Below are 14,266 nucleotides of genomic sequence, written 5' to 3'. Positions count from 1 at the left end.
TTCCGGACTTTCTGACTTTCGGTCTTTTCAAACTGCTATGGATCAACCAGTACATCAAAACGAATATTCAGCAGGCTGCTCCATTCAATTTCTACCCAGGCAAAAAAGCCGCCGTTAAAAGGAGCTACATTGTAAACGTTCATTCTGGCTGCGCCGATAAAACGGTTAACACGAGCGTCGGTGCTGAATTCACTGATAGATACAAACACCCTTGAATTGGCATTGATGGCCGGATGATTGAATCGTACATTTCTGAATACACCATTGGCACGCCAGGTATAAAAAGTCGAAAACGAACTGGCGCTCAGGTCGGCATGCTCCTCCTGTCCGTTACCCAATACTTTTTCTGACCCTTTTACATGCTTTGGTGCTTCATACGCTTCTTCGGGCAGGTTGCTACCTGCTTCGATCTTTGGCTCTTTTGTCAGTGTTGACATGATGCTAAATTTTAATGGTTAATGATCTGATTGCAAATCCTGAGCAAAGGTGCGTTTAAAACAAGCTTCCTGCCAATCGCTCATTGTGACGAATTGAAGCGCGGTTAACTTCAAAAAACGATTAGGCAACCGGGTTACCTGTGTATATATGATCTTATAAAATGCTTATAGCAACCAACCCCTTTTTAGATGATACCACTTAGTGGTATTTCAGGCAAATAAGTAGTACTACGTTTGTTACAACCCTTTAGAGTTAGTAGCTTCGGTCAATGTAGGGGAAGCAAAGAACTGGAGTGAAGAAATGAATATGAAGTAATGCTCATTTGCTTATAGCTGATTATCTATTGCCAATTGATCTCCGCACCCATCTGAAATAACAAGGTATACCCCGGATTAAGATTTTCCAACCAACAGCAGTTGCCAATTGCCGATTCACGATTGATCATTGACCATTGACCATTCACCATTCACAATAAACCATATGATCCAATTCGACAAAGGGCCGGGCGCTTCGTTTGCCAAACACTTTGCAGCGCTGCCCGATCATGCTGATATCAAAGACAACTTCTGGTTCGACTGGGGACCGGTATTTTACCGCGGACGCCTCGATGGCAGTGCCAAAGTGATTTGCGTGGCATCTGATCCCGGACCAACTGAACGCATTGCAGGACGCACGTTGGTTGGCAATGCCGGTCAGCGGGTACAGGGCTTTTTACAAAAGATAGGTTTAAATCAGTCGTACATATGCGTAAATGGATTTGCATATGCGTTGTTTCCGAGCCATCTTGGCGATGGCATAAAACTGTTAAGCCGGCCCGAATTAACTGCCTGGCGCAACAAGCTGTTCAATATGCTCAAAAAGCCAAAACTGCAGGCCATTATTGCATTTGGCGATGTGGCTCAAAAAGCGGTGCAGCTGTGGGATACAAAAGGCAACCTGCCTGTTTTTGAAACCTATCACCCAAGCTATCATTCGGGTGGAGCAGCCGGTGAAAAAAAGATGCTGACCGACTGGAACAGGGTACTAACCGCCTTACGCGACATCGTTACACCCGATACCGGAGTGAAAACAGATCTTCCTTTATACGGTGATACATTTGCTGAAACCGATTATGCCGCTGTACCACGTGTTGACCTGCCTTTTGGCGTTCCCGACTGGTTTGGCGATGATGCCTTCTTTCGCAAAAATCATGGTATGAACAGCGTAAGCCGTCCGTTTCCCGATGACCGGCATACACTATTATGGAAAGCCCCCAAACTAAATTAAGATGGCGAAAACACCCCCCGCAGACCCGCTGGAGAGCGCTGAGTATGGCCTGCAGGGCCTTATAGTAACCATGACGGCACCCGGTGACATTATCAATGGCACCATTTACATAAAAGCAGCGCGAATTGCCGCTGTCATTCCGCAGAATGAACCGGTGCCCGATGAATTTTCAAAGTATAAAGTATATAAAACCAACGGCACCATATTCCCCGGTTTAATAGAACTACACAACCATTTAAGCTATAATTGTCTGCCTTTATGGAATGTGCCCAAACTGTACAGCAACCGCAATCAGTGGAGCGGTATACCCGAATACCAGCAACGCATCAGCTACCCCATGAACATATTGGGTAAAACGCCAGGCTATGTTGAAGCCATTGTTCGGTATGTTGAATGCAAATGCCTGGCCGGCGGTGTGACCACCTCACAAGGCATAATGTTATTCAGTAATGCAGGAATTAAAAAATATTACCGGGGCATTGTACGCAATGTTGAAGATACCGATGATGTTGATTTACCCGATGTGGATGCCCATATACCCGATATCGCCGCCCGTGATGCAGAACGGTTTTTTAAACAGCTGCAAAAATCTTCGTGCTTACTGTTACATTTAAGCGAAGGCACCAATGCATCGGCACGTAAACATTTTGAAGACCTTAAATTCAATGGTAACAATTGGGCTATTACGCCCGCACTGACAGGCATTCATTGCGTAGCCCTTACGGCAGCTGATTTTGACATTATGAAACAAAAAGGCGCTTCGATGGTGTGGTCGCCATTCAGTAACCTGTTATTGTATGGAAAAACAGCCGATATCAAAAGCGCCAAAGCAAGTGGCATCAGCATTGCGCTGGGATCCGACTGGTCGCCCAGCGGCAGTAAGAATTTATTGGGCGAACTGAAAATTGCCAAACTGTACAGCGATGAAAACGGGCAGTTGTTCAATAATTATGAATTAGTTGCAATGACCACTAAAAATGCAGCCGCTATTATTAAATGGGATAAGGAATTGGGTACGCTCGAAAAAGGGAAACGCGCCGATCTGCTGGTGATTGGCAAACAGGATGAAGCAGATCCTTATAGCACCTTATTACATGCATCAGAAAAGAGTATTTCGCTGGTGGTGATCAACGGTGCGCCACGCTATGGCGATACAAAGCTGATGAGTAAATTCGATGGCTCTGTTGAAAAGAAAAAGATCGGCAGCAAAACCAAAATATTCAACCTGCAGCAGGCAAGTGCCAACCCGGTTACCGGTAAATTAAAATTAGCCGATGCAGAGAGCACTTTAAAAAAAGGATTGATCAATATAAAAAAACTGGCTGCCCGTACACCGCCGTTGCGGGGTGTGATGGATAAAAAAGGAAACCGTTTTTTGTTGCCGTTAAAAGCAATGACCACTACCGAACCCGAATGGGTATTGGTATTAGATCACAATGAAGATGAAGGCGAAGCCCTGCGTACGCATTTCGATGGAAGTGGTAAACCCGGTATTGCGTTTAAGAAAATAGCTCCGATGGATGTGCAACCCGAAGTACTGATTCCAATTCAGCTCGATGCACTTACCGTAGCGGGCGATAAAGAATTTTTTAAGAAGGTAGAAGCCCAGCAAAATCTTCCGGATTATATTAAAACCGGGTTGAAGAAAATGTATAGCGATTTATAATGCCATTACAATTGACGCAGATGTATCATTACAAGCATAAACGTATCGTACATGGTATGAAAGAAGATCACATACCATAAATTGCCTTTGTAAACGCGGTATACTAGTGAAATCACCAGCGAAAACACAAAGGCATTCAGTACGCCTGCTGCTCCCTGCTGAAAATGATACATAGCAAATAGCAAACTGGTGATAAGTACACAAATGCCATAACGCCATTTACCTTTGATCATAGCCCGCAGCCGGTTAAAAATAAAACCACGAAATACGATCTCTTCATAGGGTATTGCAAGAAGCCAGGCAATGACAAGAATATATAGCAGGTTAAAAATGCTGTTCCGCACAAAATAAAAATCAGCAATATTCGCTTTACGCAAACCGATAATATGGATCATGAATGGCCCCAGCAGCCAGTAATCCAAAATGGCATAACCAAGCCCTATGGCGCTTCCGATCATAAATGGCTGCCAGCCGAGTTGGGAAAACCGGAAGCCGATATCTTTAAACTGTTCTCCATTGAGCTTCAGATAAAGCCATACAACAAACAATACCACAAAAGGATAGATATAAATGGGCAGCAGGCCGAGGTGTGGAAATATCCAAATAAAACCGATCATCAAAATATCGGTTACTGTTCTTAACGGGCTGGATTTTTTCATACAACAGCACAAATAAACGGTATAATTCCTATGTGAAAAAGAAAATAAAGCAAACAGTTATGTTCGTCATACATATAAGCCTGCACAAACAGGCATGAAAGGCTTTTGCATACAAAAATAGCTGTCGGGCATTGTTAATTACAGTACTTTAAATACTTTCGCATGGTGAATGATATTGTAAAAATATTCTACTCCTATCTCGCCTTCCTGCGCAGCGCCTGCGCAAACGTGCCATAGTCCTGAACGCCACACGGGATAGGGCCGAACCGGATTGACCCTGAGCGTAGTCGAAGAGGCTTTCTTTGATACCGGGTGTAGTCGAGGGATCTAACTTGGACCTCATTTCCCAATCTATCTTACTTATTTATCATTACCTTATTATCTGAACCATGTTCAGATAGTCCGATTCATTAATTATTTAATCATTCCTACTCATAACAGTATGAAAAATATTGCAGTTGTTGGATTGGGAAAAGTGGGCTCCCTTGTTGCCACTTTGCTCAATGATATTTTTACCGTTACCGGTGTTGATCAGCATGCACCGGCCGATATGCCATTTAAAATAGTTACCGGCGATATAAATGATGCACAATTCATTGAACAGTTACTGGCTACACAGGACGCCGTGGTATCGTGTTTACCTTATAACCTGAATTTGCCGGTGGCAAAGGCGGCGTTTAAATGCGGCATTCACTATTTCGATCTTACCGAAGATGTTCCAACTACCAGCGCTATACGCGAAATGGCCAAAACGTCGAAAGGCGTAATGGCGCCCCAGTGCGGACTGGCGCCCGGCTTTATTGGCATTGTGGGAGCTGATCTGTGTCACCGGTTTACCAAACTGCGTGATGTTGAATTGAGGGTAGGGGCGCTGCCACGGTATCCAAACGGGTTACTGGCCTATTCATTTACCTGGTCGCCTGCCGGCGTTATTAACGAATACATCAATGACGCCGAAGTAATTCATAATGGTATGCGTAAAATGGTGCCCTCGCTCGATGGCATTGAACAAATCAATATCGAAGGACAGGAATTTGAAGCCTTCAGCACCAGTGGCGGACTCGGCACTTTATGCGAAACGCTCGAAGGCAAAGTTGATACGCTGAATTATAAAACCATTCGCTATCCCGGTCATGCCCGGTTGATGCGTTTTTTATTATACGAACTGATTCTGAAAGACAAAAGAGAGCTTACTGAAAAAATATTAACAGAAGCTAAGCCGCCGGTTCGCGAAGATGTGGTGTATGTTTATGCCGTAGTAGAAGGATGGAAAGGCAATGACCTTGCACGCGAAGAATTTTACCAGGCCTATCATCCGATCACTATTCATGGAAAGGAGTGGAGAGCTATTTCATGGACAACAGCCGCTTCCGTAGCTGCCGTGGTTGAAATGGTGGCTGCCAAACATTTGCCGCAGCAGGGTTTTATCAAACAGGAAGATATTTCGTTTGAAAAATTCTGCAATACAAAAAATGGTAGTTTGTATATCGCTAAGGTGTAATTATTTCTTTGCGCCTTAGCGCATTTTGCGCGAACTTACAACCACAAACAACAAACAAAACATGTCTGTTATACTCGAAAACGTTCTATCCGGTTTAATGATCCGTTACCAGCAACGGGTACCCGATGTTTCGGCCATTATCAATGCCATGATAAAGGAGAACATCATTCAGCATGCCGGTGACATTGAAAATGATCATATTGCCTTTCGTACCATGGGCGTTCCGCACCTCGGTATTCAGTCGCTTGAAAAAATATTCCTGCATTACGGATACGAAAAAAGAGATTACTATTATTTTGCCGAAAAGAAACTGGATGCATTTTGGTATGCACCACCTTCGCCCATATATCCACGCATTTTTATCAGCGAATTGCGCATAAAAGATCTGTCGCCCGACGTACAGCAGATTATTACCAGCTATACCAGCGAAGTAACGGCCGATCCGGTTGATCAGCTGAATCTTGGTGATGCCGCTGCCGTTGATGCGTTTTTACACAGTGGCCTCTGGCGTTTACCCACCTGGGCCGATTATCTTACGCTGGCGGCTCAAAGTGAATATGCAGCCTGGGTAATTTACAATCGTTATTACCTGAACCATTTTACCATAAGTGTACACAACCTGAAAGAAGGGTATAACACCATTGCGCAGTTCAATGCATTTCTTGAACGAAATGGTTTTGTGTTGAATAATGCCGGTGGCAAAATAAAAACCAGTCCTGATGGCGCCCTGCTGCAAAGTTCAACTGTAGCCGAAATGATCGATGCGCAGTTTGCTGATGGCGATACGCATGCTATTTCCGGCTCTTATATTGAATTTGCCGAAAGAAAAGTATTGCCTCAGTTTGCTCATTTACCCAAGGATCAGATACAGCGCATCCATCGCCGTGAAGGTTTTGAAGCCGGCAATGCCGATAAAATTTTTGAAAGTACCTACTCGTCGCAAACGCAGCGCAGTTAAGTCCGAATGTTCGCAAGTCAGAAAGTCCGAAAGAATTACCCCAGGTTGTATTTTCTTTCGGACTTCCGGTCTTCCGGTCTTTTGTCGACTTTTCCGTCTTCCGGACTTTCGGTCTTTTTTACTAACTTCCCTGCTGCATTGTACCAAACCGTTACATCATGAAAAAAACGATATTGACCAGCCAGATGAAATTTGTATTCACCGCAGCACTTGCATTGATCGTAACTGCAACAGCCACAGCCAAAAACAAAGTGCTGGTATTTTCCAAAACAGCAGGCTATCACCACAAATCAATTGATGCCGGTATAAAAGCCATTCAGCAACTGGGCGCTCAATATAATTTTGATGTAGACACTACCACCGATTCTACTGTTTTTGTATTAAATAATCTGAAGAAATATGCGGCTGTTATTTTTTTAAGTACCACAGGCAATGTGCTGAACGATGAACAGCAGAATGCTTTTCAGCAATACATTCAGCAGGGCGGCGGTTTTTTGGGCGTGCATGCCGCTACTGATACCGAATACGACTGGCCCTGGTACGGTAATCTTGTTGGCGCTTATTTCATTAAACATCCTAAAGTGCAGGAGGCTGTATTGGTTATCAACGACAGCACCAATATTGCCACCAAACATTTGCCCAGGCCCTGGAAGCGTACCGATGAATGGTACAATTTTAAATATGTTGCAAGCGATCTGCATGTGCTTATTTCGATAGATGAAACCAGTTATTCGGGTGGCACCAACGGCGCCAACCATCCCATGAGCTGGTATCATACCGTTGATGGCGGCCGTTCTTTTTACACGGCTCTGGGGCATACTGATGAATCCTGGTCTGATCCGTTGTTTCTGCAACATCTCTGGGGCGGTATACAATATGCCATGGGAAAGGGCAGGGCATCAAAACGGTAAGCCTCGTTACGCCTACAGTCGCGCTAAGATGGCCTCGCTACGCTCAGCCAGGTTATGCAGTAGCGCTAAGAGCATAAAGGAGAAAAAGAGATAAAAGAGAAATCATTTATTTGTTTCTCTCAAAGCAATTGTGCAAGCCTAATAATCAATTATTATTTACTTAAACACGTTGAACTGCTAAAATATTTTTAGAGAGAAGAAAAAATCAACAACTCTTTTTTCTCCTTCAACTCTTATACCCTCTTAGCGCAACTGCAGAGATGAGCGTAGCGAATCTCGTCTTTTCGCTTTCCCCATCAACACATCGGCTATTTGCTTTGAAATACCAAAATCGCACAATACATCGATCCAGAAGTATTCTCCTGCTGCATTTATTTCGAGGAAGTAGTATTTGTCATCGGGTGTAAGTATCAGGTCAATGGCGCCGTAGTTGATGTTGTACGAATCCATGAATGATAATAATTGCTTTTGTATAGTTGCCGGCAATTCATAAGGCTGCCAGTGGTGCAAAAGCGTATCGCCTTCTTTTCGCCAGTCGACCTGCGCGTTTTTATTTTTTTGCGAATCGATGGCGAAGACAAAACATTGTTCCCCAACGATGGTCACCCGCAGTTCAAGCTTTTTTTCAATGCGTTGCTGAAATACCATGGGACAATATTGCAACGAGCCCAGTTCATCATACGAATCGGGTTGTATTTCATTGGTGAATACCACCTGTTCTTCCTGTCCTTTATAAACGGCAAACGAGTGTTGCATTTTTGTGATCACCGGGCCGGTTTGTTGCTGCAGAAACTGCTTTACCTGTTCAGCATCATTGCTGATGCAGGTGGCCGGTACCAGCAATCCGTTTTGTACGGCCACTTTCAGTTGCTCTTCCTTACTATCGAGCCGCCGGTAGGTGCTGAAGCGTTCCATATGAAAACAGTTCAATCCTTCGAGCATGCCGAATAAAGTGCGTTTCGCTTCTGTTATGGCAGGCGATAAAAATTCTGGTTGAATGACCTGTTTTAATCCATTGCCGAGGTTATAGCTTCTGCGGTACCAGACGCCCGTAACATCGTGCAGGTTGTGCACGGTAGTGCCGTCGTTAAATAAAATAGTCCATTGGTTATTGATATAAATAGTAGAAAGCTGCAACGAAAGCGGATAGCAATCGGTATTGAATCGAATGACCTGGCCTCCTGCTGCCTGTATGCATTCAATCACTTTGCTTACACCTTCGTTATCCTGTGAATGGGTGATGATCAGTATTTTTGGATTGTTCACGTGTGTATACGATTTATAAGTTTTTGAGCAATGGTTTCTCCTATCGGGAACGAAAGGTGTTTTTGCAACATACCCCATTCACCAAACGGGTTTACTTCAAGAAATACATAATCTCCATTGGTGTGCCTGATCATGTCAATAGCGCCGAAAGAAAGTTGAAGCGCCTGCATGAGCTCACTTATCTTTTCCTGAACAGGTACAGGCAGTTCGTAAGGCTGCCAGTTGATCGGTGCACTGACAATGGTGCGCCAATCGGTTATATCTTGATGTTCGCCGGGAATTTTTCCGGTAAAAAAGGTTCCGTCTATGTACACGATCCTTAATTCATACATTTTGGGAATGTATTGCTGAAAGATCATCGGGCAATAGGCCAGTGTTTGCAGGTGCGCCAGATCGGCCGCCGCCAGCCGGGTCGTAGGAAATGAGGGGCCGTCGCCTTTCATGCTTCGCGATAAAGCATTGTGCAGTTTCATCACCACTTCGCCATTGCATTGATGAAAAAACACCTGTACGGCATCAGGATCGTTGCTGAATATTGTTTTGGGAACAGATAATCCTGCTGTCTGCGCTGCTACCAGTTGTTGCAGTTTATCGTTGCAAACAGCGCGGGCAGCGTGCATATCGTTTATCCACGGAACGTGACAAAGCGCATTCAAAAACAGTTGCAGGTGCGTTTGGTATTCCCTGGTAAAGATGGGTTGCCAGGCGGTATCCAGGTCGTTTGGCACCTGTAGCTGCCATAGTTTGCGGTACCATACACCCATAATTTGCGAAGCATAAATGGTTTTGCCATCTGCCTGCAGGGCATATGCTGCCTGCGATGCCTGCAATGTATAGGTTAGCTGATAGCGAAGGCCAAATTCATCGGTGTTCAGTCTGAATACCGGTACACCCTGCTGTTGCAGCGCCTGCTGTACTATGTCGATGGTATAATAATCGCCCGAATGGGTAAGGCAAAGAATCATGGGAATGCTATAAAAGAACAAGCAATAGTATGCACTATTGCCTGTTCGGGGATAATTGTTAACTGAAAAAACTTACCGGTACATGTGAACGTTAAATATCATCCTCGTCGCTGTCTGAAGGGAACTTTTGCGTTTGATCAAAGTCGTCCTTTACTTTTGAGGTTATGGGCCAGATACCAAAACTGTTTTGGGTACCGGCCTCGTTGGTTTTTTGCGTTTCAAGAAAGCGGGCGAAGAAAGGTTGTTTTAATACTTCATTTTCTTTCATAAATAAGATAAAATTTAACAATTAGGAAAATGGTAATAGGTTATACCTAATCGTTAAATTTAGGTAAGAAATTAATTGAATCAAAAATAATGTGAGCAGCGGTTTGCTACTTTGGAGTATACCTGCGACCTGATTGCATGGCGCGACCGGGTTTTATGAAAGAGAATTATCCACCTGTTTAAATCAGGGGCTGCAGATCTGCAGATTGGTTACCTTTTACCTTGGTTGCGGTCGTATCGGGTGCCCTTAAAAGCGCACTTTGTTACCCCTGTGCGGGCTTTGCCTTAACCTGAAAGCCAGGGGAATCAAACGAATCTCTTGCTCATATGAAATATTTAAGGCAATTATATATTAGTTGGGACAAAAATATTAATATAAAGTAATGGGATTTATGTCATTAGAAAAATATGGGTTTAAAAAAATAGAAATTGCTTCCCAAAAAGAAGCATATGAAAAAAATGTTGGGTTGTGGACTTTTAGAATAATTTTTGATGATTCAATGATATCAATAGATGGGTTTGATAATTTATCTGATTCGTTTGTAGAACCTTTTTTAAGGGATTTTAAAATTAAGAGTACCGACGAAATACCCTACTTATTATCTGGGTTTAACTTGATATAACCTCTTTCAAGAACAGATTGACAATCTTCTGCAACCTTTATTGCTACTGGTTTATATTGTTCAAAATATTTCCTTGCATTTTTATTTAAGATAACGTCATTTTTATCTGTTTTATATTCATGTATTTTGGCTGCATGCCTAATTCTATTGTTAAGATTGTTAATTATATCAGCAGCAGTGTTATTATTCGATTCATCTGAATTAATATAATAAGATAATTGGGCTTTAAGTTCATTTAACAATCCTATTATTTCATAATTACTTTGCCAGTTTGTAAAGTACACCTTTGATATTTTTGATATGGTTTCATTAAAGTCTAATATCATATACATGTATGGTTTTAATTCTACTAAAAACGCCCTCTCTAACTTAGAGAGGGCGTTTTAAAATTAATGAATTAAATCATACACCACTCTATTATAGATTTTAAATACGTAAATGGGGGGAGGATAGAATATGTCTTTCTTTTTAACACTTTGAATCGATATTACTAAAACATATTTTTTATTCTTATAGACTTTTACAATTTCATCTTCCTTTATTTCAGAAGAAGTCCGTCTAAATTCTAATATTCTTAATTCAGATATCATTTTTAAGTATTGTTCTTTATTATGTAATTGATAAAATATATCGTGATAAATAATACCGATATAAGAATATGTAAACCATGCTTCAGCCTTATCTTCTATTGATTGATGTCCATAAGACCAACTAATATGTATTTTCTTCCCTTTGTCATCTTTTTCGTAAAAATCCCATCCTTTATTTTCTAAAAATTCTTCTATTGTATCATACGGAGAATCTTGTAATACAATTAGTTTTTTTATCGAAATATTTTGGCAGAAGATATGTGAGAGGGGGGTAATTATTATCAAAAAGATTATTGTTTTCATAAGGTTAATCTTTTATACATCTTATCGATAATCCTTCATTTTTAGGCCCAGTACCTTGAGAAGCATTATAGCCAACACGGCTTACTGAATAACTATAAGGGTATCCATATCCATTTTTTGTAGATGCCCACCATTGTCCAGTATATCTAAGATTAATAAATGAATCTCCATTTCGGTATCCGCTACCCCTTCCAGAAAAACAGACGCTGTTTGTTGATGTATATGAACTTGGCTCCCAATAAACTACGCTTATTTCTCTTATTTTCCCACCTGCAACAGTCTCGCCTCCTAAATAATTAACGAAAATTGCCCACTCAGTATCAGATGGAATATGCCAACCCTTTGGGGCCAATCCTTTTGAATCTGCGACTGCAAACCAATTGTATAATTTGCCATATCCATTATTGTATTGTGGATCATTACTGTAATAGCACCAGCCTCCGGATGTAATAGAACCCCATTGAGTACCATTCGTAATGTTGGGAATAATAGTTCCATCCCGATATCTTGTAACTTTTAGGTTTTCTGCCATCCATTCCTGGTTACCTATTTTTACTGTCGAATACTTATTGCCGTCAATATCGACAACTCCATTTCCGTAAATACATTTAAATGTTGATGAATTAGAAGAGGATTTCTTACAACTACAAGACATAATTATAAATCCTGATAAAAGCAGCATTCTAAATCTCATAAATAATAGAGGGTGAATAGTGTACCTGAAGTCCCTACAGATAGCGGGTAAATAAAAAAAGCGTGGGACATATAGCTATTGTGAAGTTGGTACTGCGAAGAACCATTGACCCAATAGACAAATAAGCCCACGCCAGAGCGTGAGCGTCTTTGCTATAATTCTTGGGTCAAAAGGAAAATTCGCAGTTTTACTTCACCTGAATTAAGCTAAACGCTAATATGTTATATCGGGCCAAATATTAGGAGAATACCCGATATGTGCAATAAGAAGATTACTTTTTAACCTTTTTTGGGGACTTCTTTTGATTTTGATCAACTGAAACCTTAATAACATCTGAAAAATTGCCCTTAATGGCAAACTTTTCATCGTATTTAGATGCTTTCTTTTTAGATTGTTTCTTTGCCATATTCCACAAAAATACATACTTTTACAAATAGCAAAACCCTGCTATTTTTGACAGACGTGATCGTGGTAAGATATTGCTGTCAATTTCGCAAGGTTGCTATTTGGAGTACGGTTGAGGTCTTTCACACCTCATCTAAGATCAGGGTGCCACCTGATTTTATCAGCTAATGAGACCGTCCTCGACCCATACCATCTTTTTATATTAATTGTCCCGCTTAGGCGGGATTCTTAATTTTCAAGAATATAATATATTCCCTTTTTCCCTTCTAAATCACCTCCCAAATAACCATCTATTTGTTTCAAGTTCGAAGCTGTTACACCAATCCTCTTTTTTAAAAATTTATCATCTTCCTTAGCGCCTAATTTTTTAAGGTGTTTAATGATATCATCTACTGATCCCCGTTTGATTTCCGATAATGCAAATAACACTTTTTCTTTCCATGTTAATTTTTCATTATCGTATTCCTTCGGTATGTCTGTATTAATTGAGGGTATAACATTTTTTGTTTGCGTAATTCCTTTTTCTCCATTTTGAAAAAGAGATATAGTAGATTTCACCCCTTCCCATTGTTTAAATAAGGGGGAAGCCTCCAATTTAAGGCGAAGTTCCTTTTCTTTATCTATTAATGCTTTTAAAAAATCATCCATTGTAAGGGTGTTTGATCACTCAAAAATATGATACTTTATCATATACCAAAAATATTTTTGGATGTTCTATTGAAAATAATAGAACATGTCATAAAAAAGTAGTAGATTCGTTTTTATCCAAAAACGAAGCAGGATGAATTTCAAAACTATCATACAGTTATTTGATTACTTCAAGGATGAAAAAACTTGCTTAGACTATCTTGAGCAACAAAGATGGAATGGTAATCCTGCTTGTCCTTTTTGTAATGTTGATAAACCGTATAAGACCAATAGAGGCTACAAATGCCGCAATAATGAATGCCATAAGAAGTTCACTGCTAAAGTGGGCACCATTTACGAAAACTCAAAAATTCCACTCAGAACATGGTTTGGGGCTGTATATCTCTGCACGGCAAACAAAAAGGGAATTTCATCTTGTGGGCTGGCGAGACAGTTGGGGATTACTCAGAAAACAGCATGGTTTGTTCTGCATCGCATTCGTGAAATGCTCAGAGATAAGGCACCCCAAATGCTAACAGATGTGGTGGAAATTGATGAAACGTTTATTGGTGGTAAGAACAAAAACAGGCACGCGGATAAAAAGGTGCAAGGCAGTCAGGGAAGGAGTGTAAAAGATAAAACCCCTGTTTTTGGAGCTAAACAACGGCATGGAAAATTGGTAACTAAAAGCGTTCCTGATACAACCAATGCTACCCTTATCCCACTCATAAAAGATATGGTAAAAGATGGTTCTATTATGGTTTCAGATGAATGGTATTCACCCAAAGTATTATCGCCTACTTATAAGCATGTAGTGATAGAGCATAAAGTAGGCGAATACGTTCGGGGAGCATTCCACACCAACGGTATAGAAAACTATTGGAGCCTGCTAAAAAGAGGTATAATTGGTGTGTACCATCAGGTAAGCGTAAAGCACCTACAACGCTACTGCGACGAATTTACCTCCAGATACAACAGCCGCGAAATAAAAGACCACGAACGGTTTAAACAGGCAATAAAGAGCAGTTCAGGCCGATTAAAGTATAATGACCTGATTCAGAAAGAAAAAAAGGAGGCCCAATAGCCTCTTTTTTTTATATTTGTATTGTCCCAACTCATATGTAATT

General features: G+C 41.2%; 17 protein-coding genes. 7 read left to right on the top strand and 10 right to left on the bottom strand.

The genetic code is table 11. From position 1 onward, the window contains the following. Positions 1 to 35: 35 nt before the first annotated feature. Positions 36 to 437, bottom strand: a complete 402-nt coding sequence (locus AC59IL_RS00650) for a hypothetical protein (protein WP_496550128.1) — start codon at positions 435 to 437, stop codon at positions 36 to 38. 481 nt (positions 438 to 918) lie between these two features. Between AC59IL_RS00650 and AC59IL_RS00645 the strand changes: the two genes are divergently transcribed. Both AC59IL_RS00645 and AC59IL_RS00640 read left to right on the top strand, forming a co-directional pair. Continuing rightward, entirely contained in the window at positions 919 to 1,704 is a 786-nt protein-coding gene (locus AC59IL_RS00645) for a uracil-DNA glycosylase family protein (RefSeq protein ID WP_496550127.1), read from the top strand. Between the two features lies 1 nt (position 1,705). Continuing rightward, positions 1,706 to 3,370, top strand: coding sequence for an amidohydrolase family protein (locus AC59IL_RS00640; protein ID WP_496550126.1), 1,665 nt, complete (start codon positions 1,706 to 1,708; stop codon positions 3,368 to 3,370). 5 nt (positions 3,371 to 3,375) lie between these two features. On the opposite strand, the gene AC59IL_RS00635 is transcribed toward AC59IL_RS00640, so the two are convergent. After that, positions 3,376 to 4,029: a CPBP family intramembrane glutamic endopeptidase gene (locus tag AC59IL_RS00635; protein WP_496550125.1), complete on the bottom strand. Its 654-nt coding sequence runs from the start codon at positions 4,027 to 4,029 to the stop codon at positions 3,376 to 3,378. A 442-nt stretch (positions 4,030 to 4,471) separates the two neighbouring features. Between AC59IL_RS00635 and AC59IL_RS00630 the strand changes: the two genes are divergently transcribed. From AC59IL_RS00630 to AC59IL_RS00620, 3 genes are all read left to right on the top strand, one after another. Further along, positions 4,472 to 5,530 carry a saccharopine dehydrogenase family protein gene (locus AC59IL_RS00630; protein ID WP_496550124.1) on the top strand — a complete coding sequence of 353 codons (1,059 nt, stop codon included), beginning with the start codon at positions 4,472 to 4,474 and terminating at the stop codon, positions 5,528 to 5,530. Between the two features lie 61 nt (positions 5,531 to 5,591). Next, complete coding sequence (locus AC59IL_RS00625; RefSeq protein ID WP_496550123.1) at positions 5,592 to 6,488, top strand: DUF1338 domain-containing protein; 897 nt, start codon at positions 5,592 to 5,594, stop codon at positions 6,486 to 6,488. A gap of 158 nt (positions 6,489 to 6,646) precedes the next feature. Beyond that, complete coding sequence (locus AC59IL_RS00620; protein WP_496550122.1) at positions 6,647 to 7,399, top strand: ThuA domain-containing protein; 753 nt, start codon at positions 6,647 to 6,649, stop codon at positions 7,397 to 7,399. A 243-nt stretch (positions 7,400 to 7,642) separates the two neighbouring features. Here AC59IL_RS00620 and AC59IL_RS00615 read toward each other — a convergent pair whose 3' ends face one another. The 3 genes from AC59IL_RS00615 to AC59IL_RS00605 form a co-directional block, all read right to left on the bottom strand. Then, positions 7,643 to 8,665: an MvdC/MvdD family ATP grasp protein gene (locus tag AC59IL_RS00615; protein ID WP_496550121.1), complete on the bottom strand. Its 1,023-nt coding sequence runs from the start codon at positions 8,663 to 8,665 to the stop codon at positions 7,643 to 7,645. Further along, positions 8,662 to 9,630: an MvdC/MvdD family ATP grasp protein gene (locus AC59IL_RS00610; protein WP_496550120.1), complete on the bottom strand. Its 969-nt coding sequence runs from the start codon at positions 9,628 to 9,630 to the stop codon at positions 8,662 to 8,664. Before AC59IL_RS00610 ends, AC59IL_RS00615 begins: the two co-directional genes overlap by 4 nt. 91 nt (positions 9,631 to 9,721) lie before the next feature. Further along, entirely contained in the window at positions 9,722 to 9,898 is a 177-nt protein-coding gene (locus tag AC59IL_RS00605; RefSeq protein ID WP_496550119.1) for a microviridin/marinostatin family tricyclic proteinase inhibitor, read from the bottom strand. A 391-nt stretch (positions 9,899 to 10,289) separates the two neighbouring features. On the opposite strand from AC59IL_RS00605, the gene AC59IL_RS00600 reads away from it, so the two are divergent. Continuing rightward, complete coding sequence (locus tag AC59IL_RS00600) at positions 10,290 to 10,520, top strand: hypothetical protein (RefSeq protein WP_496550118.1); 231 nt, start codon at positions 10,290 to 10,292, stop codon at positions 10,518 to 10,520. Here the strand turns inward: AC59IL_RS00600 and AC59IL_RS00595 are convergent. The 5 genes from AC59IL_RS00595 to AC59IL_RS00575 form a co-directional block, all read right to left on the bottom strand. Next, positions 10,490 to 10,846, bottom strand: coding sequence for a hypothetical protein (locus AC59IL_RS00595; RefSeq protein WP_496550117.1), 357 nt, complete (start codon positions 10,844 to 10,846; stop codon positions 10,490 to 10,492). The two genes, AC59IL_RS00600 and AC59IL_RS00595, sit on opposite strands and share 31 nt — an antisense overlap. Positions 10,847 to 10,909: 63 nt before the next feature. Further along, positions 10,910 to 11,413 carry a hypothetical protein gene (locus AC59IL_RS00590; RefSeq protein ID WP_496550116.1) on the bottom strand — a complete coding sequence of 168 codons (504 nt, stop codon included), beginning with the start codon at positions 11,411 to 11,413 and terminating at the stop codon, positions 10,910 to 10,912. A gap of 4 nt (positions 11,414 to 11,417) precedes the next feature. Beyond that, positions 11,418 to 12,107, bottom strand: coding sequence for a fibrobacter succinogenes major paralogous domain-containing protein (locus tag AC59IL_RS00585; protein ID WP_496550115.1), 690 nt, complete (start codon positions 12,105 to 12,107; stop codon positions 11,418 to 11,420). A 271-nt stretch (positions 12,108 to 12,378) separates the two neighbouring features. After that, a complete protein-coding gene (locus AC59IL_RS00580) occupies positions 12,379 to 12,513 on the bottom strand; it encodes a hypothetical protein (RefSeq protein WP_496550114.1) in 135 nt (44 codons plus the stop codon). Positions 12,514 to 12,740: 227 nt separating this feature from the next. Next, positions 12,741 to 13,160 carry a hypothetical protein gene (locus tag AC59IL_RS00575; protein WP_496550113.1) on the bottom strand — a complete coding sequence of 140 codons (420 nt, stop codon included), beginning with the start codon at positions 13,158 to 13,160 and terminating at the stop codon, positions 12,741 to 12,743. 133 nt (positions 13,161 to 13,293) lie between these two features. Here AC59IL_RS00575 and AC59IL_RS00570 point away from each other — a divergent pair, with 133 nt between their 5' ends. Then, entirely contained in the window at positions 13,294 to 14,223 is a 930-nt protein-coding gene (locus AC59IL_RS00570) for an IS1595 family transposase (protein ID WP_496550112.1), read from the top strand. The last annotated feature ends 43 nt before the right edge of the window (positions 14,224 to 14,266 follow it).

The sequence above is a fragment of the Niastella sp. sgz303648 genome, from assembly GCF_059587045.1.
This window is presented reverse-complemented; position numbering and strand designations above follow the sequence as displayed.